The sequence below is a fragment of the Nostoc sp. genome (genome assembly GCF_036917455.1).
GTDB lineage: Bacteria > Cyanobacteriota > Cyanobacteriia > Cyanobacteriales > Nostocaceae > Nostoc.
Map to the genome: position 1 here is coordinate 1 of NZ_JBALDK010000209.1, position 22062 is coordinate 22062.

General features: G+C 40.3%; 19 protein-coding genes. 9 read left to right on the forward strand and 10 right to left on the reverse strand.

Going from position 1 to position 22062, the window contains the following annotated elements; all coding sequences use genetic code 11:
• Positions 1-302 precede the first annotated feature (302 nt).
• A complete protein-coding gene (locus V7K42_RS22350) occupies positions 303-1787 on the forward strand; it encodes an AAA-like domain-containing protein (RefSeq protein WP_334919491.1) in 1485 nt (494 codons plus the stop codon).
• Between the two features lie 710 nt (positions 1788-2497).
• Here the strand turns inward: V7K42_RS22350 and V7K42_RS22355 are convergent.
• The 4 genes from V7K42_RS22355 to V7K42_RS22370 all read right to left on the reverse strand — a co-directional run bounded on the left by V7K42_RS22355 (position 2498) and on the right by V7K42_RS22370 (position 6915).
• Complete coding sequence (locus V7K42_RS22355; protein ID WP_334919492.1) at positions 2498-2995, reverse strand: alpha/beta hydrolase; 498 nt, start codon at positions 2993-2995, stop codon at positions 2498-2500.
• On the reverse strand, positions 2919-3236 hold the full coding sequence (locus tag V7K42_RS22360) for an AMP-binding protein (RefSeq protein WP_334919493.1): 318 nt from the start codon (positions 3234-3236) through the stop codon (positions 2919-2921). Before V7K42_RS22360 ends, V7K42_RS22355 begins: the two co-directional genes overlap by 77 nt.
• A gap of 110 nt (positions 3237-3346) precedes the next feature.
• Positions 3347-4327, reverse strand: coding sequence for a magnesium transporter CorA family protein (locus tag V7K42_RS22365; RefSeq protein WP_334919494.1), 981 nt, complete (start codon positions 4325-4327; stop codon positions 3347-3349).
• 530 nt (positions 4328-4857) lie between these two features.
• Positions 4858-6915, reverse strand: coding sequence for a tetratricopeptide repeat protein (locus V7K42_RS22370; RefSeq protein WP_334919495.1), 2058 nt, complete (start codon positions 6913-6915; stop codon positions 4858-4860).
• A 372-nt stretch (positions 6916-7287) separates the two neighbouring features.
• On the opposite strand from V7K42_RS22370, the gene V7K42_RS22375 reads away from it, so the two are divergent.
• Positions 7288-8166 carry a hypothetical protein gene (locus V7K42_RS22375; RefSeq protein ID WP_334919496.1) on the forward strand — a complete coding sequence of 293 codons (879 nt, stop codon included), beginning with the start codon at positions 7288-7290 and terminating at the stop codon, positions 8164-8166.
• An 81-nt stretch (positions 8167-8247) separates the two neighbouring features.
• On the opposite strand, the gene V7K42_RS22380 is transcribed toward V7K42_RS22375, so the two are convergent.
• From V7K42_RS22380 to V7K42_RS22395, 4 genes are all read right to left on the reverse strand, one after another.
• Positions 8248-10152, reverse strand: coding sequence for an aspartate kinase (locus V7K42_RS22380; RefSeq protein WP_334919497.1), 1905 nt, complete (start codon positions 10150-10152; stop codon positions 8248-8250).
• 122 nt (positions 10153-10274) lie between these two features.
• Positions 10275-10844, reverse strand: a complete 570-nt coding sequence (locus tag V7K42_RS22385) for a Uma2 family endonuclease (protein ID WP_334919498.1) — start codon at positions 10842-10844, stop codon at positions 10275-10277.
• 174 nt (positions 10845-11018) lie between these two features.
• Positions 11019-11867: an ATP-grasp domain-containing protein gene (locus V7K42_RS22390; RefSeq protein ID WP_334919499.1), complete on the reverse strand. Its 849-nt coding sequence runs from the start codon at positions 11865-11867 to the stop codon at positions 11019-11021.
• A 118-nt stretch (positions 11868-11985) separates the two neighbouring features.
• Positions 11986-12873: a hypothetical protein gene (locus V7K42_RS22395; RefSeq protein WP_334919500.1), complete on the reverse strand. Its 888-nt coding sequence runs from the start codon at positions 12871-12873 to the stop codon at positions 11986-11988.
• Between the two features lie 135 nt (positions 12874-13008).
• Between V7K42_RS22395 and V7K42_RS22400 the strand changes: the two genes are divergently transcribed.
• The 4 genes from V7K42_RS22400 to V7K42_RS22415 all read left to right on the forward strand — a co-directional run bounded on the left by V7K42_RS22400 (position 13009) and on the right by V7K42_RS22415 (position 15101).
• The gene (locus tag V7K42_RS22400) at positions 13009-13926 is read left to right on the forward strand and encodes a metallophosphoesterase family protein (protein WP_334919501.1); all 918 of its coding nucleotides are present in this window, start codon (positions 13009-13011) and stop codon (positions 13924-13926) included.
• 4 nt (positions 13927-13930) lie between these two features.
• Entirely contained in the window at positions 13931-14464 is a 534-nt protein-coding gene (locus V7K42_RS22405) for a GAF domain-containing protein (protein ID WP_334919502.1), read from the forward strand.
• Between the two features lie 80 nt (positions 14465-14544).
• The gene (locus V7K42_RS22410) at positions 14545-14733 is read left to right on the forward strand and encodes a hypothetical protein (RefSeq protein ID WP_334919503.1); all 189 of its coding nucleotides are present in this window, start codon (positions 14545-14547) and stop codon (positions 14731-14733) included.
• Between the two features lie 74 nt (positions 14734-14807).
• The gene (locus V7K42_RS22415) at positions 14808-15101 is read left to right on the forward strand and encodes an antibiotic biosynthesis monooxygenase family protein (RefSeq protein ID WP_334919508.1); all 294 of its coding nucleotides are present in this window, start codon (positions 14808-14810) and stop codon (positions 15099-15101) included.
• Between the two features lie 44 nt (positions 15102-15145).
• Here the strand turns inward: V7K42_RS22415 and pcrA are convergent, their stop codons facing one another.
• Positions 15146-17467 carry a DNA helicase PcrA gene (pcrA, locus tag V7K42_RS22420; RefSeq protein WP_334919504.1) on the reverse strand — a complete coding sequence of 774 codons (2322 nt, stop codon included), beginning with the start codon at positions 17465-17467 and terminating at the stop codon, positions 15146-15148.
• Between the two features lie 550 nt (positions 17468-18017).
• Here pcrA and V7K42_RS22425 point away from each other — a divergent pair.
• From V7K42_RS22425 to V7K42_RS22435, 3 genes are read left to right on the forward strand one after another with little or no spacing between them, the layout of a single operon-like run.
• Positions 18018-18986 (forward strand): sodium-dependent bicarbonate transport family permease, encoded by a 969-nt coding sequence (locus tag V7K42_RS22425; protein ID WP_334919505.1) that lies wholly within the window; start codon positions 18018-18020, stop codon positions 18984-18986.
• A 4-nt stretch (positions 18987-18990) separates the two neighbouring features.
• A complete protein-coding gene (locus V7K42_RS22430) occupies positions 18991-19302 on the forward strand; it encodes a P-II family nitrogen regulator (RefSeq protein ID WP_334919506.1) in 312 nt (103 codons plus the stop codon).
• A 27-nt stretch (positions 19303-19329) separates the two neighbouring features.
• On the forward strand, positions 19330-20031 hold the full coding sequence (locus tag V7K42_RS22435) for a carbonic anhydrase (protein WP_334891120.1): 702 nt from the start codon (positions 19330-19332) through the stop codon (positions 20029-20031).
• A 183-nt stretch (positions 20032-20214) separates the two neighbouring features.
• Here V7K42_RS22435 and V7K42_RS22440 read toward each other — a convergent pair whose 3' ends face one another.
• Complete coding sequence (locus tag V7K42_RS22440) at positions 20215-21939, reverse strand: sensor histidine kinase (protein ID WP_334919507.1); 1725 nt, start codon at positions 21937-21939, stop codon at positions 20215-20217.
• Positions 21940-22062: the final 123 nt, after the last annotated feature.

The following is a 22062-nucleotide window of genomic DNA, read 5'->3' on the forward strand; positions in this document are numbered from 1 at the left end:
TATCAGCTTGATTAAGATCCAGAATTAGGTTTTTCCTTGGACAGTAGGCATTAATATCCTTTCACCCTGACAAAATGAGCGAACGTACAGTAATTTTGGAAAAAACTCCAAGTTAAAAACTATGCTTCTGTTTTCTTTTTCCTAAGCAAACTCCAACTCCGAAGCGTATTCAGAATAAACTTTTGCATCCTTAAGATTTGTAACTATACTGCATAAATTTGAACAGAGCATAAGTAATAACAGTATTCACCTACATTAACAGGTAAATTTTTAGTACATTTTTATACTTTTTTTGATTAAAAATGCAATTACAATCGAAAAATCATCTCCGGCGGCGGGGCGCGACTCTGACGAATCAAGGCTCAAGGAAACTCAATCAGGCAAAAGCTCAGTTAGAAATTGAGCAAAACTTTAAACGATACACTCTCGAAGACCTCAGTGAGAAAACGGGTTTAACCCCCAATACCCTCAGTAAGGTCTTTAATGGCTCAATAGGAGTCGATAAACGAACCTTGGAGTGCTGCTTCCATGCCTTTAATATGACCTTGTTAAAGGACGATTATTTGTATCTGGAGCCTCATCAAGACAATCTTGCCAAGATTAGCTTAATGTCCTCTGCTGAAGTTTGCGATCGCATTGAACCAGTATGCTATTCTCCCAGCAATGTAGGGCAAAAGCACAAAATGGAACGATTCCTGAAGGGACGGTACCGAACGCCAGACAATCTGTACCCTCGTTTCCCAACTACACCAGGAGGACAGATGTCCCTGGATTCAGTCTTGTACATTGACCGTCCCATCCTCGAATCTCTCTGTTACGAAGCCATCCAGCAACCCGGTGCGCTACTCAACATCCGCGCCCCCAAGCAAATGGGCAAAACCTCCTTAATGACCCGCATCCTGGCTTATTCTGAAACTATTGGCGATCGCACTGTTTCTGTGAACTTGCAACTTGCCAATGACGAGATTTTACAAAATTTAGATCGCTTCTTAAAATGGTTCTGTGCCAGAGTCAGCAAGCAGTTAAACTTGCCAAATGAGATTGCTAATTTTTGGGATAACTCCTTGGGTAGCAAATCAAATGCTACTGATTATTTCCAGGATGTCATCTTAACCAACCTCGATCGAGGAGTCTCTTCAAGGGAGAATTCCCCCCTAATCATTGCGCTCGATGAACTCAACCAGCTTTTTACCTACTCCGACATTGCCAATGAATTTCTCCAACTTCTGCGAACTTGGTCGGAGCAAGCCAAAGAAGACAATGCAGACATCAATCCTTGGCACAAGCTGCGACTGGTGACGATTCATTCTACTGAAATCCTGATGCCTCCCTCAATCGCTCTCTCTCTCTTGAATACTGGGCTGGTGATTGAGTTACCTGAGTTTACACCTGCTCAGGTGCAGGATCTAGCATATCGGTACGAACAAGAGATCGCCACACCACAAACCCAGCGTCTAATCGCTCTGTTAGGGGGACATCCCTATAGGTTGCAGTTAGCATTTTTTTCCCTACAACAACAGATAATAACTCTAGAAGAACTGTTAGAAAATTCTGCGATCGCCGCCACCATTTATGCAGACCATCTAGAACAACAATGGTGGAACCTCCAACGCTATCCCGATTTATTGCGATCGTTTACAGAAATTGTCAGGCAATCAAGTCCTGTAGATTGCGAGGCTGTGCAAGCCTCTCAGTTGCACAAAATGGGGTTGGTGCATTTGCATGATATGAAGGCAAGGCTTGCCTGTGAGTTATTTCGTCCGTTTTTTTGCGATCGCTTGCGGTAATTGTGTCTAAATTTCATCATCTGTTGATGTCCTAACCACCAAGGCTTGTACTATATCAGCACTTGTAACTCGCTTAATTTTCAAAACTAGTTGCAAAAATTGAAGCGTTTGCAACAATTGCTTCTTTATGTATAAGAAACGTTTAAGTATTTCTAAGAAATGTATAAGCAGTTGCTGCAATTGTTACATACTTTGCAACAATTACTTCTCTATGTATAAGAAACGTTTAAGTATTTCTAAGAAATATATAAGCAGTTGCTGCAATTGTTATATACTTTGCAACAATTACTTCTCCATGTATAAGAAACGTTTTAATGATTGCAACAATTGTTGTAATTAACTTATGCTCTCATGTCCGGCAAATTACTTGTGATATCATTTCTGCTTGATTACTTGTTAAACCCAAAGAACCCTACCCCGCGTGCAGGAAGGAGATTAAGGGGTGGGGTGCAATGACCGTGGGAATCATAACTAATTAACCGGATATAATATGTCATTATGAGTGCAACAAAGCAATCGCAAGGCTTTTGGGATTGGAACTCTTAAAGACGCTCCGCGAACACTTCGTTCGCAATGACAATTATTTAACCGGACATGACATGAGTTATTCTTCTGCCAAATTGCCAGAAGAGGAGCCAATTTCAAAGTCTTTCCCCCAAGCTTGGGCTACAGTTACACAAGTCAAATCGCTTTAAAATCTGCAAAATAATCTAAATATCATTAGTTAATACTGAGGCAAGGTGAGCAGGACGAGACAAGTGTGGGCAATGTCCTCCAGGCAGTTCTACTATGGCATCAACTCCCAAGCGCTTACGTGCAGCGTAGTGTGACCATGCAGGAGAGATTATCCGATCGTCAGTACAAAAAATATATTTATACTCTACATTTGGTAGCTCCTTCAGGGGATTAACCTCAAAAATATATGCCATTGATTGCTGTAAACGTCCTTTTGAGAGTGCCCAGCGGATTACATCCGGTTGACAATCTTGATAGAAAAACTCTATCAATACTGCTTCATCTGAAAAGTTTTTACCAGCAGAAAGTGGATTAAATATATAAGGTTCATCATTAAATTGTTGGAGTTGATGTGACTCTTTTGGTTCGTAATGCGATCGCAGTATACTTTCAAAATTAGGATGAGCAACAATAATCGATGCTCCAGAATTGGTAATTACATACTCCAATTCTGGACGCGGATGGGAACACACACAGAGGTACAGCTATGCCACCAGCACGCCAAATCCCCCATTGAGTAGCTACATACTCAAATCCAGGCGGGATGAGAAAGGCGACTCGCTCCTCTTGTAAATCTTCTGCATTTTGAAGAATATGTGTTGCTATTTGACTGGAAGTATGGAGCAAATCCCGATAGGTAAACGATCTATCTGTTGTAGTAATGGCTATTTTCTCGCTGTGTTCTTCAGCACGAATAATCAATGGTAGATTCACTTTTATTTATCGTTTCAGGGTTGATGTAGTCTACTTACAGAAAGCATATAGCAATACCAAACCAGATGTAAATTTTACTATTCCAGTAATCCTCTCTAATTTAATAGATGCTATAACCAACGTTGTCTTTTAGCATAAAGAATACTACCAATCACAATTGATGCCATTACACAGATTACAACAGGATAAGACCAAGGTTGCTCTAATTCCGGCATATATTTGAAGTTCATACCATAGAAACCAGACATGAAGGTAATTGGTAAGAATATGGTTGAGAGGATAGTCAGACGATTAATTCGTTCGCCAGTTTTGCTAGCAATATTATCGCGTTGAATTTCCATTAATTCTGACATCCAGGCTCTCAAAGCTTGATATTCTAGCCATAATTTATCAACTTGATAAACCAATTCTTCTTTGAATAGTTCTTTTACTGGCTGGGCAATCCATCGGAAATCTTCGTAATCCATAATAGCCATAAGTGACTTAATGCTTTGAAAATTACGCCGTCCTGAACGAGTAGATTGCCTCATTGTGGCAATTTTTTGGTAGGTTGATTCATCACCAGAATCATCTAAAACTTCATCTTCTAAATCATCAAGTTTTCTAGATATATATTCAAATACAGTATGATAATTATTCAAAACTTCTTTAAAAATGAGATAAAAAATATAGTCGATTCCCAACTCATTCACATCAAGAGGGCGTTTTTGCAGATTATTAACTAGAATACTTAAAACTTTGAGTTCAGTGATTTCAAATGTGAGAATAAAATTTTTTCCGACTACAATGTTACCACGTGCAACCTCAAATTCATGATTTTTTATTTGAGCAGTTATAATTTCATAGCTATCAAATAAACAATCTTCTACATCTTCATCAATTCCTAAAGGTGAATGGTTAAAAATCATGTTAACCCGAGATGGATTGAGTTCAAAGTGCTTGACAATTTTGGCTGTTCCAGTCCGGTCGCGGAAGTGAATACAGCGTAACCAAATATTCTGAGAACCATCAATTTTTTTCAGTACCGTATCGACATCTCGATGGGTGAATATTTGCAGATTATCTGGATAAAAAGTGAGGAGAATTAACATATAGTCATCCTAATTAAGTCTTGATAAAATCTGGTGACTCATGTTGAGCGATAATTTATTTGACTACAACGACATATAAAATGTCAAAGTCTATAATTTACTGTTGTAAATAGACATATTGCAATAGGCTGGCTTAGTGTTAGTGATATTGGGAGCAATGCGATTTTGTGAGCAAGGGGAGCAGGGGATGCAGGGGAGGCAGGGGAGGCAGGGGAGGCAGGGGATGCAGGGGAGGCAGGGGAAGACAAAGAAATAAGTGTATTTACAGCTATAAAGGTCGTAAAAAATACTAAGGTTTTCTCTTCACTCCCCCTGCTTCCCCTGCTCCCCCTGCCTCAAGAGCTCTTTTTACCAGGATCTCACTTTTTCGCGTTGCTCTCGTGATATTTTACCTCGGAAGAACCCCCAAACTCTCCTCTGCTTCCCTGCTCAAGCGCAGGCTTAATCGAGATGTGGTGAGAAATCCGGGCGTACTCTCCTTGCTAACGCGCTCTACATGGATTGAAAAAATCAAATACTAATCTTATAGCTCAATTTTTTTCTATTTTCCCCGATTTAGGGCGAGTAGTTTTCACTGGTTCTGAATTATTTTGCAAAATTGCAATTTCTCTCTGTGCATCTTGATAACTATCTTTTTCGCCTTGCTGTTGGAACAGTTTGGCAGCTTTTTTGAAATCTGCGATCGCACCCTGTTTATTTTTCTGCTTGGTGCGAATCACACCCCGGTTATAGTAGGCTAAGGCGTTGTTAGCATTAATTGCGATCGCTTGTGAATAATCCTGATTAGCAGATTTTTTATTTCCTAGTTCGAGATAGGCGTTACCACGGTTGTTGTAAGCTGCTATATTATTAGGATCTAGTTTCAAGGCTTCTGTATAATCTTCAATAGCACCCTTATAATCTCCGAAAGAAAAGCGATGTATACCTCTGTGGATGTAAGCGGCAATAAATTTAGGATCGAGCTGTAAAATAGTATTGTAATCTTCAGTCGCTTCGACTTTATTTCCTAGATCGCTATAAACATCACCGCGATTAAGATAGGCTTCTATATATTTGGGATTGATGTTAAGTGCATCGGTGTAATCTTTAAGTGCTGCATATTTTTGTTTATTGAGAGATTGAGTTAAAGCCCTTTGATAATAAGCTTTGGCATCACTAGGATTAATCTTAATTACTTTATCAAAATCTTGGATTGCTTCAAGTCTTTGTCGGAGGCGACGGCGGAGAATACCTCGCTGTAAGTAGGCTTCAGTATACTGGGGTTTGAGAGCAATCGCTTTGCTAAAATCTCCAATCGCCCCTTTATTATCCTTCAGTTGAACGCGGGTTAACCCCCGGCCATAGTAAGCATAAGCATCCTCAGAATTTAACTTAATCGCTTGGGTATAGTCTGCGATCGCTTCTTTATATTTACCTAATTCCGAAAAAGCAAACCCTCGGTCAAAATAGGCATTAGCATCTTGAGGATTAAGTAAAAGGGCTTGACTCGCGTCTGCTTCTGCTTGCTCGTAGTCTCCTAATCGATAATAAGCATCGCCTCGCCTATTATAAGCCAAAGCGTTTTGTGGATCTAGTTCAATAACGTGATTGAAATCTTCAACTGCTCCTTCATAGTTTCCTGCCTCATATTTATTTACTCCTTCTTGATATAATTGTTTTTGAGCATTATTTACAGGTTTTGGCGAATGCAAAAACCACACCCCTACCCCAAGTGTGATTAAGCCAACTATCCCGGTCAAAACTATTAATAATTTTTGATGGTGCTGTTTTGGCTCAACTTCGGCATTTGTTAACTTTTTCAGGTCATCTAAAACTTCAGTTGCATATTGGTAACGCTTACGATAGTCAAAGCGCACCATTCTATTAATAATTTTTGCTAGTTTTCTGCTAATTTTTATATTTTTGTTCCGCCAAACTATTTCACCTGTCAGCCGATTTTTCTGATTTCGCAAATTAGATATTTCGTTTGCGGGTAAACCTAGAAGTGCTGCAATCGCAACTATACCTAAAGCATATAAATCGCTGTTATACTTAACGTTACCGTTAACTTGTTCTATAGGCATATATTCGAGATTATCAACGGTATTAGTGATGGCTTCATTCAAAGTCTCAAAATTAACCAAAACTAACTTTTTATCTGATTCCCGACGAATAATATTTGCTGCTTTAATATCTCGATGAATTATGCCATAGCTATGTACAATCACCAAAATTTCTAATATCTCTGATAAAAAATTAATTACTTGGTCTTCTCTCAGAGGTTGTCCCTGGATAATTTCGTCAGTTAAAGGATTACCAGGGATAAATTCTTGAACTATATAAAATTCTTCGTTTTCTTCAAAGTAAGTAATTAGCTTCTGAATTCGATCGTGTTCCTGCTCTAGTTTTTCTAAAGTTGCTGCTTTACTAGCAAACAAGCGGCGTAGGCTGGTTAGAGTTTGAGGATTGCTACTAGGATTTCGTAACTGTTTTACTATAAATTGGCTCTCAGGAGAATTAGCATCCTCCACTAGATAGATTTCTGGCTTTTCCCCATCATTCAGAACTTTTAGTATTCGGTAGCGTCCATCTCGTAAATGAATAAGCATCAATCAATATAGATATATAAATCTTTTGATTATAGCTTACGTGTTATTACTGGTAACTAGTATTTTTTGTAAAAAAATATTTATTCAAAAAAAATCAATGCCCTTTTGGTAGATACAAATATTAATTATTAGCTAATGCTATATATTGCTAGTAATATTTTTATTTTTTAAGAGAATTTTGCAGACTTAATTCGCCTACGTATTACTAGGCTTAAGTGAAATTTTTCAGTAAAACGAGGCTTAGGAAAAGAGATGAACATATATGGAAGCATATTTTGATCGGGGCTATTCAGCAATCTCACCCATGACAGCTAATCCTCGAATAAGGTAAAAAAATAGCAGTTTGAATGATCTAAAACCCCAGATAAAAACTTGAAAATCAACGTATTTGGGCGAAAAAAAGCCTTGGTAGCTACTGCGAAGCGTCAATTGCTCAAGGCGCTCAATTACCGCGATATTGCTGCTATTAATAGCTTAATTGGAGACTGGCAAAGGATTTTAGGAGTAGAAAAGTTAACTGATTTGATTGTTAATGAGGTAATGGTCGAATGCGACTCTGACAGTCACAGTTGGTTTTGTCAGATTTTTCTTGGACAAGTTCAATACGAACAGATGGAGGAAAAAGCTCAAAGTAACATCTTTCAAATTTTAGTGAGTAATTATTTGGAACCTGGCAAAGATTTTAGCTCTGGCCCCCATCGCAGCATTATTATAAGCGATCGCGCCAAGCAAGTCTTACTTAGCCAAGTGCCACAGGAGCATCAGACAGCATTTGAGTCACAGTTAGAGTCTTCGCTAGTTTTAGATCCAGTTACCACCATCGAACAGCTGTTAGGGTGTACATTTTTTACCAATTTAACCGAGATTGCCATCCAACAAATGGAGTTACTGAGTAATTCTCAAGCAGCTGCCTATCTAGGAGTGCTGTTGGCTGGATTAGTATCGCGTCATCCTCAACTTCAGGATGTTGACTTTCCTACACGATTTATTGCCAATGCTCTCCAAGAACTATCGCAAGAGCGAGCAATGGCAATTTTGAACGATCCAGAAACAAATCCCCAGTTCGATGAAATTATTATTTTTGAGCATTTATTAGCAGCAATGGGAGATAAAGAATATCACCAAATTGCTGAGGAAGAGGGCGGTATCAGCCTCAATCAACTCAAAAAACTTGATTTAGTTTGGTGTGGTGAACGTCGGCTTTCAGAAATGGTTGCCATGATTGAAAAATGGCATCAAAATAATTCGTAATTCGTAATTTGTAATTACGTTAGCGCAGCATTAATAAGTCAGCGATTGTCACTAGTAATTACAAATTGTTAAAATTAAGTTCTACGCTGGCACAACAACTTTCTCACTACCAGCTAGTCCAAAAGCGCCATGAATGGCTTGCAAAGCTTTAACACCTTCCTCTTGTGCTACTACACAACTAATTTTGATTTCTGAGGTAGCAATCATTTGAATATTAATTTGGTGTTGGGCTAGCGCTTCAAACATTTTTGCAGCAACACCTGGTTGTCCCACCATACCCGCGCCGACAATACTCACCTTAGCGATCGCACTATCTAAAACAACTTCACCCCATCCTAACTCTGCTGCTACTTGAGTTAGCATTTCTTTGGCACTTTCCCCGTCTATCCGCGAGACTGTAAAGGCAATATCTCGCCGGGGAACACCATCAATAACCCGACAGCGCTGAGATTGAATAATCATGTCAACACTGATATTATGCTGTGCTAATAATCCAAACAGCTTCGCCGCCATCCCTGGCCGATCTGGTAATTGGCGAATAGCAAGACGTGCTTGATTCAAATCTAAAGCAACGCCGCGAACGGGAGGACAATTGGGCAGAGGGGCAGAGGGGCAGAGAGGCAGAGGGGAATCTATGCATAGACTCTCCCCTGCTCCCCTGCTCCCCTGCTCCCCTGCTCCCCTACTCCCCTGCTCCCCTACTCCCCTACTCCCCTGCTCCCCTGCTTCAATCTCAAAGGCGGTACGGAGTGCTAAGACGGCGCGATCGCATTCTGCGGCATTGACTACGCAACTTACTTTCACTTCGCTGGTGGAAATCATCTGAATATTCACGCCAGCTTCGGCTAGGGTGGCAAACATCTTTGCAGCTACACCAGGACGGCCAATCATTCCTGCGCCTGCGATGCTGACTTTGGCAATGTTATGTTCTAGCATTACCTCGGCTTCGTCAGATTTGGGGTTAGATTGACTCCTCAGTGCTGGAGCGATCGCTGCTGCTACGGCTTCTGCCCGTTTTAATATTGGTGTAGTAACAGTAAAGGCAATGTCATTACTGTTACCTTCATGAATTGATTGAATAATCAAATCTACGTCTACTTTTTGCCGAGAAATTTCGCCGAATAACCTGGCTGCTACGCCTGGTTTGTCGGGTACGCGCAACAAAGCCACCTTCGCTTGGTTAATGTCAAATTCTACAGCATCTACCGGACGGGCAATTTCGAGATTGATTAGCGATCGCCCTTGGGGTTGGGCTGATGTTACCCAAGTACCGAGGGCATCTGTCCAGCTAGACCTAACTACAAGGGGAACACCATAGTTACGAGCGATTTCCACAGCGCGGGGATGCAACACTTTTGCACCCAAGCTAGCTAGTTCCAACATTTCATTGCAGGTGATGGCATCCATCAATTGGGCTTCGGCAACTAAGCGGGGGTCTGTAGTTAAAATCCCTGGAACGTCTGTATAAATTTCACAAAAGCTTGCTCCTAATGCGGCTGCGATCGCCACCGCCGAGGTATCAGAACCACCGCGCCCCAAAGTTGTAATTTCCATTTCTCCGGCGTTGGATGTACCTTGGAACCCTGCTACTACAACAACTTTACCTGCATTTATGTGGCGAGTTAGGCGAGTAGTTTCAATATGCAAAATTCGAGCGCGGCTGTGTTCAGCTTCGGTAACAATTCCTACCTGAGCGCCAGTCATGGAAATTGCTGGTTGTCCGAGTTCTTGCAAAGCCATGCTGAGTAAGGCGATGGTTACTTGTTCGCCAGTAGAAAGCAGCATATCCATTTCCCGGCGGTTAGGATTAGGAGAAATTTCATTAGCGAGTTTGACGAGTCCATCGGTGGTTTTGCCCATCGCCGAAACAACTACGACAAGAGAGTTTCCAGCTTGGACTGTTTTATAAACACGCCTTGCAACAGCTTGAATGCGTTCCACTGAACCGACAGATGTACCACCGTATTTTTGAACTATGAGCGCCATAACTTTTATGCAATCAATTGTGTCTGTGTTGCTCAATGCCTCCGCCGGGTTAGGAAGCGTTGAAGATATTAATAGATATTTAGTTTACTAAAAATTGTGTAGCATACCCAATCATCAGTTGATTATTCAAAAACTACATCTTCGTAAAGTGCTGCCATTGTTTCCTCAAAATCTACGCTGTTGAGTCGAAATGATTGATGTTCTGCTGTGTAGGATTGCAAAAGCCACAGCCCTTGCTCATTGCGTCGAAAACACTCGACTCGCTGACGTTTGGTATTAATTAATATATACTCTTGCAGACTTTCCAGTGTTTGATAATCAGCAAATTTGTCGCCCCGGTCAAATGCTTCTGTAGAATTAGATAAAACTTCGACAATTAAACAGGGAAATCTTTTATAACCTGGCGTTTCTCGATCTCGTTCATCGCAAGTAATCATCACATCGGGATAATAAAAGCGATTCAGAGATTCAATTTGGGCTTTCATGTCAGCGATGTAAACACGACAACTAGAACCGCGGACATGATTACGGAGGAGAGCAAACAGGTTTCCAGCTATGGTAACGTGTGGATCGAGCGCTCCAGCCATTGCGTAGATGTAACCATCTATATATTCATGCTTGATATTGCTCTGTTCCTCCATTTGAAGGTACTCTTGGGCGGTGAGGTAGTTTTGTTGGGGTGAGGCTATCATGTTGAAACTTCAAAGTTTGAGTGATACTGATTTCTAGAGTAGCGCGATCGCTTGTAGATTTCGGCGTTGCTGAATCACGGGATAAGTTTGTTTAATGCGGAATAGTTTTTCAATGCTTTCAACTGCCAATTTATCCCACCAATAATTCGATTATCTCTGTACGTTGTTTTTGGTTTAAAATTCCTTGGCTTCCTTTTTGTTAAGGCTAATGAGCATTTTTTCAAAAACCCTCAACACTGGTTCCTCTCCGTTATCTCTAGTGAAAATAGTATAATTTGGGTGAGAATTGATTTCAATTAACCAATATTGGTCATCTCGATCTAAGACGATATCTAAACCACCATAATCAATGTCTAATTCTTCAAAAACTGGTCTAGCAAAATCAGCAATTTCAGACAATATTTGTGGATCGCTGATATACTTGGCCTTCGCACCATCCCAGTGTAAAGGACTGAGATTACCGACAAATTTCGCATCAGTTATATCTTTTTCATAGAGCAGAACCAACTCTTTATTTAAGAAAATGGCTCTATATTCAGATTTTATGTTAATGAACTCTTGAGCGATCGCAACGTAATCATATTTTTTATTATTGACATTAAAAATCTCTTTTAAAGCAGTTTTAACTTCATCTGTATTCTGACATAAAAAAACGTTATGTCCACTTGAACCAGAATTACGTTTAACAATTACGGGTGTTTCAAATTTTTCTTTTATTTCTAATATAATATCTTCAAAACTTGGAAACTTTAAGTAAATTTTATATTGCAGGTCACAAAAAGGGGAAAGAAAACCTACTGTCCGAGGAAGTTTAACTTTTTTCTTTAAAATATGGTAAGTATATTCCTTGTCTTTGATAATTTGTGCTACTGCCTGATTTATTATCGGAGTACTATAATTACAAAAATAATGTTGTTTATTATTCAGTTTTATTTTTACTAAGTTTTCAGCCGGATGAATAATTTCATAGTTGATGTTTAAGTTTTCACAAGCTTTGAGTAATAGCGAAAGGTTATCTAACATAAATACTTTAAGTTAAAAGTCCCAATTAAGTGTTAATATTAATGATTGCAGAACACAAACTTTACTTGAAATAATCCGAATAATTACGAATTGCGTTAGCGTAGCGGGGCATAGCCCATTACGAAGTTCTTTGCCGTTTAAAAATCACCATTTCAGTACCAACAACTGGGTTCCGCGCTATTAGCTTATCTTGATAATCGATAATTTCTAAATGGGTAAAATCAAGTTCTTGAGAGCGTTGTAATATCTCCGCAGCTAAGTTATCTTGCTGAGATTCTTTGAGAGTGTACCAATCGTTACTAATTTTTACAGTCAAGTTACTCGTGCGGAAGTTGGCTTGAATTGACTTTATCAGACCAGAGGCAATGCGATCGCTAGTTTCAGCTACCTGATTTTCAATAGCCGCAATCAAGGCTTGTTCTGGTGTCAATTCTATGACTGGTGTTGGTGTTGGTGTTGGCGTGGGAATTGGTTCTATTTCCGGTTCTATTTCCGGTTTGATTTCCGGTTCTGGCGGCGACGTAATTTCCTCTGATGGCTGTGGCGGCTGCGGTTCTGGTACGACTGACTCCGGTGGAGTGGTTATCGTTGGTGTTGGTGTTAGTGTAGGAACCTCTTCAATCGGTGGAACTGTAGCTATTTCAGTAGGTTTACCAGTTAAGACAGTCGCACTTGTCCAAACAAAAATTACAGTAATTACAGTAACAATTCCCGTCAAAGCTGTATCTGATAACTTTGTTGACAAATTTGATGGTAAAAACAAGCGGATCGTCCTTAAAAGTTTACCCCATCGCAACTGAAGCTGCTGCAAAAAACTGGGTGTTTTCTCAGTACCCGGTGGGGGTGCTGTCTCCAGTTTATCCACTGTTGTTTCTAAAACCCCAATCGTCCCTCGGAGAAGTTGGATAATTTTAGCCTTCCAAATTGGCTGAACTCTCTGGTAAGGTTTTTGGGGAGGTTGAGTTACTGGCTCATCCGTCGGTTTTGACTGATTGTCTTGTGACATGGAACTTTCACCAAAAGCAGCGAATCAAAGACAAACAACGTACATTATTACTGGTGCTGCCTTCTTTTGCCTTAATGTATCACTTCATTGCTCATTGTTTCCGGTAAACTGACTATTTATTAAATTTGGTGACTTATGAAACTGAAACGCCGTCAATTTGTATTTTTAAGTAGCGTCAGCGCTATTAGTACAGGATTTTTAAGCTGGATGTTTGCTCATCAAAATTATCCAAGTGCTGATATTACCGATTCAACAACAGCTATAGCCGCCAACCCACCCAAAAAAGACTTCTTATTACGTTTTGTGTCTGTAGCGGATACGGGGACTGGAGCTAAGGGACAGTATGCCGTGGCTAGAGCGATGAATGCATATCATCAACAAAATCCTTATGATTTAGTCGTTTTAGCTGGAGATAACATTTACAATAACGGCGAAATTGAAAAAATTGGCGAAGTTTTTGAGCGTCCTTATCAACCTTTGCTAAAACAAGGTGTGAAATTTCAGGCTTGTTTAGGTAATCACGATATTCGTACCGCCAATGGCGATCCACAAGTCAAATATGCTGGCTTTAATATGAAAGGACGTTACTACACATTTCGCCGTGGGACTGTGCAATTTTTTGCTTTAGATACTAACGGTAATGCTGATTGGAAAAACCAGCTAAGTTGGTTAGAAAAAGAATTAAGTCTTAGTAATGCTCCTTGGAAAGTGGTGTTTGGACATCATCCGATTTATTCATCGGGTCAGTATGGGAATAATCTAGATTTTATTAAAACTTTTACTCCTCTATTTCAAAAATACGGCGTTCAACTTTACATCAATGGTCACGAACACAATTATGAACGCACTCGTGCTATTGATGGGACAACTTATTTAATTTGTGGCGCAGGTGCTGGTAATCGTCCTGTAGGGCGTTCTGAATGGACAGGGTATTCAACAAGTAACTTAAGTTTTGCCTCTTATGAGGTGTATCCAGATAGAATAGAAATAAGTGCGATCGCTACTAATAATCGCGTTTTTGATAAAGGTATTATTCAATTAAAATCAGCTTAGTTATATGACTCAGCAAGAACTTCCTTCTGGACTCAAAAACATAGTAGAATCATCTCAAACACCAGATACTCTATTCTCTGAACTGTTGTTAGCTGTAGGCGATTTTTTGCAATCTGATAGATGTTTTTTATACCTGCACAATCCAGAAAATAACCTCGGTAGAGTTGCCTTTTGTTGGATTCGTACTCCAGATGTACCTACTGTTTATAATGAAAAATGGGCAGCACAACCCCCAACTTTAGTAGATGAAGATCCGATGTTTGCGGCTGCGCTACGTGCTGAACCTTCAATCTTTGTCGAAGATGTAGAAACTGCTGAACCTCAAGTATTGAATCGGGAGTATGAAAAGAAGAATTTTGGACATCGCGCGCTGATTCATGCTCATATCCGCCAGGATGGTCAACTTTGGGGAATTTTACAACCATGCATTTTTGGTCATCCTAGAATTTGGACTGAATATGAACGAGGGGTGATTAATAATCTTGTCGAAAAAATTACACCTTTTGTAGTTTCTTATGTCAAGTCTGCTTTTAATTAGCTTTAGTAAATTACATTCAGCGTTGTTAAAACTATGAAAGTCAAGCGCTTGACAATGCAAACCTTCATGGAATCGGAGATTTGACGCTTGAGTTCAATGAAACGAGTCCAACGGTACTTATTGGTATTAACGGTGTAGGCAAATCTAGTATTCTTGATTGTCTCACTATTCTTTTGTCACAGTTCATAAGGAAGATTGCATATCCAAAATCAATAAAAGGAACCCAGCTATTTATAAGTAACTTGTGCTGCTATTGCGTATATCCTTAAGAATCTATTTTTGAGTTAGTCAAGTAAGTGCGATCGCTGTACTATACTTTAGTATAATTTTTATGAAAAATTCTATGATTCTTGAGGCAGTGATGCTTATTGTTAAACCCGATCTGCAATCCGATTTTGAAGCTGTTTTCAAGAAAGCTTCTAAAATTATTTCCTCTATGGACGGATATTTATCCCATGAATTGCATAGATGTATAGAAGTTCAAGGTAAATATCTATTACTTGTCAGATGGGAAAGTTTAGAATCTCATACTGTAGGATTTCGAGGTTCTACTAAGTATCAAGAGTGGAAAAAACTTTTGCATCATTTTTATGAGCCATTTCCCACTGTTGAACACTTTGAACAAATTGAAATATGAAAAACAAGATCCCCTACTTTTTTGAAAAGTTGGAAATCTTGTTTTCATACTTTTTGCAACTGCGCTACTCTTGGATCAACAATTTTTTGTCCCAAGCTGGCAAATTTGATTGCTACAGACATTTTATTACCTGTTCCGAAGACATGAGTGATTTCACCAAGACCAAAGGTTTTGTGTAATACTCTATCGCCTACTTGCCAATTCTGGCTTGCGTCTTGTTTGCCATTAGAACTAGAGGCACTTTTGGTATAGCTCTGACGACTCGCGCGTTTGGTAGATAACAATTCTTCTGGTAATTCGTCGAGAAATTGCGATCGCATCGCAGGTTCACGAGAACCATACAAACGACGTTCTCGCGCATGTGATAAAAATAACCTTTCCTGGGCGCGAGTAATCCCCACATAACACAGGCGGCGTTCTTCTTCCAAAGATGCCGGATCGCCCAACGAACGGTAGCCAGGAAATAGCCCTTGTTCTAATCCCACCAAAAATACTACGGGAAATTCTAAACCTTTAGAAGCGTGCAAAGTCATCAAAGAAACGGCTGTCTGCCCTTCTTTTAAATTATCCAAATCAGAACTTAGGGCGGCACTACTCAGAAAATCTTGCAGCGAAACCTCTTCATTTTCTTCTTGAAATTGCAGTGCGGCGTTGTAAAGTTCCTGAACGTTTTGTACCCGATCTGTGGCTTCATCTGTGCCTTGACTCATCAAGTCTTGAACGTAACCAGAATCTTCTAATATTCCTTGCAAAACCTCAGTCACGGGAAGCGTGCCGATTTGCCCTTGCCAACGGCTAATCATTGCGGCAAAGCTATTTACAGCTTTTGTTGCCCGTCCAGCTAATGTATTAACTGATGTTTCGTCGCTGAGTATTTCCCACAAGGTTGTCCCTAATTGCTGGGAGGCGTTCATCAAAGCATCAATAGTGGTTTTGCCAACTCCTCGCCGGGGAGTATTGATAACTCGTAATAAGCTGACTGTATCAGATGGGTTAGCGATCGCTCTTAAATATGCAATCACATCTTTGATTTCTTTGCGATCGTAAAACCTCATTCCCCCCACAACTGTGTAAGGAATTTGATATTTCACCAATAATTCTTCAAATGGCCGAGATTGGGCGTTTGTCCGATAAAGTATGGCAAAACTACCCCAGTCTAACTCTGGATTTTGGTTTTTTAAAGTGTTAATCTGATCGATCACAAATGCCGCTTCTGCAAGTTCTTCATCGGCTTTGTGACAAGTAATTTGCTCACCCGGCCCCCGCGTTGGTTTCAGGATTTTATCAATCCGTTGGGTGTTATTTTCAATTAGTTCATTAGCCGCTTGCAAAATATTTTCACAAGAACGATAGTTTTCTTCCAGTTTAACCATCGTCCGAGTGTCATCATCTACCAAACCATCACCAAAGTCTTCTTGAAATCCCAGCAAGATGGTGAAATCTGCCATCCGAAAGCTGTAAATTGACTGATCTGCATCGCCGACAACGAAAACTGAGCGATTTTGCCATTCCCATTCGCTCTTTTTAGTTTCGCCATTAGTTACCAATAGGTGGATCAGTTGATATTGAGTCCGATTAGTATCTTGATATTCATCTACAAGAATATGGCAAAATTTGCGATGCCAATAACCTAATACTTGCTCGTTTTGCTGAAATAATCTAGTTGGCACAAGAATTAGATCGTCAAAATCGAGAGCGTTATTTTCTGCTAATTTATCTTGATATAAATTGTAAACTTGGGCAATCACTCGTCCGCGATAATTGGGCTGATCTTGCTCAAATTCTTGGGGTGATAAACCTTGGTTTTTAGCGTTACTAATAGCGTAGCGGACAGAGCGGGCATCAAATTTCTTATCGTCTAAATTTAGCTGTTTATTGACGATTTCTTTAATCAGAGTCATCACATCTGATTCATCAAAGATAGAGAAATTGCGATTCCACTTGCGTCCTTTCTCGTCTACGTATTTTTCAATATCAAAGCGGAGAATGCGAGAAAATAGACTGTGGAAAGTGCCACACCACAAATCTTTGATAGTATTTTTGTAAACTTGCGATCGCAGTTGCGTTTGTTGGTATTCTGTCAACAAATCAAAACGCTGACCGTGTTGTTTCATGGCTAGTTGTTCCGCAAACAGCCGTTGAACCCGTTCTTTCATTTCCCGCGCGGCTTTGTTGGTAAAAGTAACCGCCAGGATATTTTCTGGATCGACACGGTGTTTGAGAATCAAATTGGCAATGCGATAAGTCAGCGCTCGTGTTTTACCGGAACCTGCGCCAGCAACTACTAGCAACGGGCCGCAGTAGTGTTCGACGGCTTGACGTTGACTAGGGTTAAGGTGACTGAGAAAGTCGATGGTTGTTGTCATGGATGTGAAAAAGCGATGTCTACGACGGGCTATTCGGCGTCGCCTGGTGTCACATCAACAGAGAGTCGCTATTGCCCAGGTTACAATATCCTAACGAAACTTGGTCAATAAAGATTGTGTGGCAATATTCTTAACCAGAATGGTACTCTACCATGATTTATCTAGAAGCAAGAAGAAGCTATGCTGTCAGTCTTTTTTAATTTTTAGGTAAATAGACCACATTTTAGGGGCAATCCATGAATTGCCCCTAAAATACGTTAATTTTTTCTACGCTAAATAGGTCGATTGCGAGTTCTTCTGACACTTCTGTCGTAAGATCAGCGACGGGGAATCCAACATAAAAAAATGTTGGTCAAGCCCTCACTTTTTCTGTTCTTAGCCCAACTTAATACCTCAACAATAAGTATTGTCACCAATAGGACGATTCACTCCTTGAGTACCCAATTTACATGGGGTAGCGATACACAATACATGACGATTCAACACGTTAAATTTTAAAGATGAAAAATTTCTTTAATTTCAGGTTTAACCAATACAAGGAGAGGTGGATATGGATCTGAGCTTAATTGTATCCAATATTTTGAATCCGCCAATCCTGTTTTTCTTTTTAGGCATGACTGCTGTTTTTGTCAAGTCCGATCTAGAAATTCCTGCACCAATACCCAAACTCTTTTCGTTGTATCTGCTGTTTGCCATTGGTTTTAAAGGAGGTGTAGAACTAATAAAAAGCGGTGTAACTCAGGAAGTAGTTCTAACACTCGCAGCAGCAACGATGATGGCTTGCGTTGTTCCGATTTACACCTTTTTTATCCTAAAGTGGAAATTGGATACTTACGATGCAGCTGCGATCGCAGCAACCTACGGTTCTATCAGTGCCGTCACCTTCATTACAGCTAGCACTTTTTTGACTGAGCTTGGCATTACTTTTGATGGTTACATGGTGGCAGCCCTTGCCCTGATGGAATCTCCAGCGATTATAGTTGGTCTAATTTTGGTGAATCTATTCACTGCCGATGGAAAGCGAGAGTTTTCGTGGCCGGAAGTTTTGCAAGAAGCATTTCTTAATAGTTCAGTTTTTTTATTAGTCGGTAGTCTATTAATAGGTGTTTTGACAGGAGAACGCGGTGGGAAAGTATTAGAACCCTTTACTCATGGGCTATTTTATGGTGTTCTCACCTTCTTTTTACTTGACATGGGATTGGTCGCTGCGAGAAGAATTAAAGACTTGCAAAAAACCGGAGTTTTCCTGATTTTATTTGCCATACTAATTCCAATACTCAATGCAGGTATTGGGTTAGCGATCGCTAAATTCATTGGTATGCCTCGCGGAGATTCGCTGTTGTTCGCTGTATTGTGTGCCAGCGCTTCTTACATTGCTGTCCCCGCAGCTATGCGAATGACTGTTCCAGAAGCAAATCCCAGCCTGTATGTTTCTACCGCTCTAGCGGTGACATTTCCGTTCAATATTATTGTGGGAATTCCGTTATATCTCTACGGAATTAACCTATTTTGGAGCTAATAATATGCACGTAGTTAAAAAGATAGAAATTATTGCCAACTCCTTTGAGCTTGCCAAAATTTTAGATCGTTTAGACAAGTCGGGTGTACATAACCATGCCGTAATCCGAAATGTTGCTGGCAAAGGATTACGAGGAACGACAGAAGATTTAGACATGACCATGCTTGATAATGTTTACATCCTTGCGTTTTGTATGCCAGAAGAACTCAAGCGGGTTGTAGAAAATATCAAACCACTTCTCAACAAGTTCGGAGGTACTTGCTACGTTTCGGATGTGATGGAAATTCGCTCTGTCAGATGTATTGCCTCAATGTAAAAAATTATAAATCAGATGAAGCATTTCATGGAACGTCGTGACTTTTTGAAATTGGGAATCACCGGGGCATTTGGAATAGCAGTAACTACCAGCGATTTCCTCTGGCAGGTTAAACAGGCTAAAGCTGCCGAAATCCCCTCAACTTCCCCTGAATCGCTTACTCCCGATGCCGCATTGCAAAAGCTGATGGAGGGAAATCAGCGATTTATTCAGCATCACCCCCAATACCCCGATCAATCTGCGCTGCGGTTGAAGGAAGTTGCTCAAGCTCAACATCCATTTGCAACTATTCTTAGTTGTGCGGATTCACGAGTCCCCGCAGAAATTGTTTTCGATCAAGGCATCGGAGACATCTTTGATGTTCGGATTGCCGGAAATATTGCCACACATGAAGCGATCGGCAGTATTGAATATGCCGTTGTCTTGTTAGGTTCTCCACTGCTGATGGTGATGGGACATGAGCGTTGTGGGGCTGTAACCGCAGCTGTCCAAAAGGAATCGTTACTTGGTGATATTAGTACTTTTGTGAAGGCAATTAAGCCAGCCCTGAAAAAAGTCAAGGATCAGCCGGGTGACGCAGTTGAGAATGCTGTGGTGGCAAATGTGAAATATCAAATTGAACGGTTGCAGAAATCAAAGCTTTTAACTGAGCAGGTGCGATCGGGCAAGTTAAAAATTGTCGGGGGTCGTTACGATTTAGACACAGGAGAAATAAGTATAATTGCTTAATTTGATATTTGAGTTCTGAGTGAGGAATCTCACCTCTCCAACTTAGAACGGGCTAAACCTTAGCTATCCGCAACTGTTCTACCAAATGCCCATTAACCAATTCGTAATGACGCTACGAATTACCTGAACGTAGCATTAGCAAGTCCGCAAGCGTCATTACGAATTACGAATTACGAATTATATTTAATCCTGCACAGTCATTGGCAGACGAATAGTAAAAGTAGAGCCAACTCCCGGCTGACTTTTGACAATAATCTCACCACCCATCATCTGGCAAAAGTGGCGGCTAATTGCTAATCCCAGTCCCGTACCTCCATACTTTTTCGTAGTTGAAGTATCCCCTTGTGTAAAAGGTTGAAATAACTGCTGCTGTTGATGGTTAGACATACCTATACCTGTGTCGGTAACGGTAAAAGTAATCATCCCCAAAGGAGCATCCAGTCGGACTTCATCTTTTTCTCTGTTGACTGTCAGCATCACCTTGCCGTTTGTAGTGAACTTACTGGCGTTGCTCAACAAGTTTAACAACACTTGGCGCATCCTAGTTTGATCGGCATACATGGTGCCAAGTTGCTCATCAAAATGCACTTCTAAAACATTGGCATTTTTTTCTATAGCTGGTTTGACTGTGAGGACTACGTTATGAATCAGATTGGCAATCTCGAATGTCTCTGGATAGAGGGTCATTTTCCCCGCTTCAATTTTTGACAAGTCGAGAATTTCGTTAATCAAGTGCAGTAAATGCTTACCAGCAGCGTTAATTGTTTCTAAATCTGTAATAAAGTCTGCCGATAAACCAAGATCGGTAGCGTCGTCTTCTAGAAGTTGGCTCAAGCCAATAACAGCATTTAGTGGTGTGCGTAATTCGTGGCTGACATTGGCCAAAAACACGCTTTTTGCCTTGCTAGCAGCTTCGGCTAGTTCTTTAGCTTGTTGTAGTTCTTTTGTTCGCTGAGATACTCGCTCAATTAGATGATTTAGAGATTTGGCGAGTAGGCCAATTTCATCTTCAGTGGTGACGGGCGCTCGTAAATCAAAATTATGTTTCCGCGCCACTTGTTCAGCTACTTGGGTGACAGTGATAACTGGTTCTGCGATCGCTCGACTGGTACGCCAAGCTACAATAGCTGCGATCGCCACCGAAACCAGCATACTCAAAATCACGATGAACCGCTCAACTACTTTTGCCTCCTCAACTGCTTTTTGCCTTCCTCGCTCTTGAATTTCGGCAGTTTGCAGGATGTTAGCCAAGCTTTCTGAAAGTTGATCTAGTCGCATGGCTGTTTCACCACGCATAATTATCAATAACTGCGATCGGGCAGAAGAAATCTGCTGAGACTGCACTTTTTGAGAGTCAATTTTCTTTAAAACGACATCAATTTGGTCAACGTAGGCTTTTAAATTATTCTTGTAATCCAGTAATAGCGTCTGTAAAGTCGAACTTGTTGCTGCTAGTCTTTTAGGTTTACTGTCGATAAATCCAGAAATTTGTGACTCTAATTGTTGGGCTTTTTCGACATTCTTCAGAAAATCGGCTTTTTTGCTTTGTAGTTGTTGTGAATTTTCTAATACAGCAACTAGATTAGAGCTATGTAATTGTGCCCCGACTACTGCATCTTTATAATTACTCAGTAGTTGTCCTTGTTCGTAAGCTTGATTGAATTGCCTCACTTCCCTTCCCCGGTAGTAGTTGGCAATCACTAATCCAGTTAGTGAACCAAAAAAGCCAATTCCAATAGCTACAAAGTACCCATAACCAATTTTTTGATGGATACGCCAAGAACTGGCTTTTAGCTTCCCTCGCGAGGGAAATTCTATAGTCGGTAGTTCGTCTGTCGATGGCTCTTCGGCTGACACTTTTTTGCTTTCTGAACTGCTGTCGATAGGGGTTGGCTTTTGAGTTGGCATTTCCCAAACCTCCTTGCCTTCCCGCAAAAATTACCAAATCAGTTTAGCTTGTACAAACAGTTTAATTGGTGATTAACATTTACATTATCTTCCTTTTGAGCAATAGAAAATTATTGCTTATTA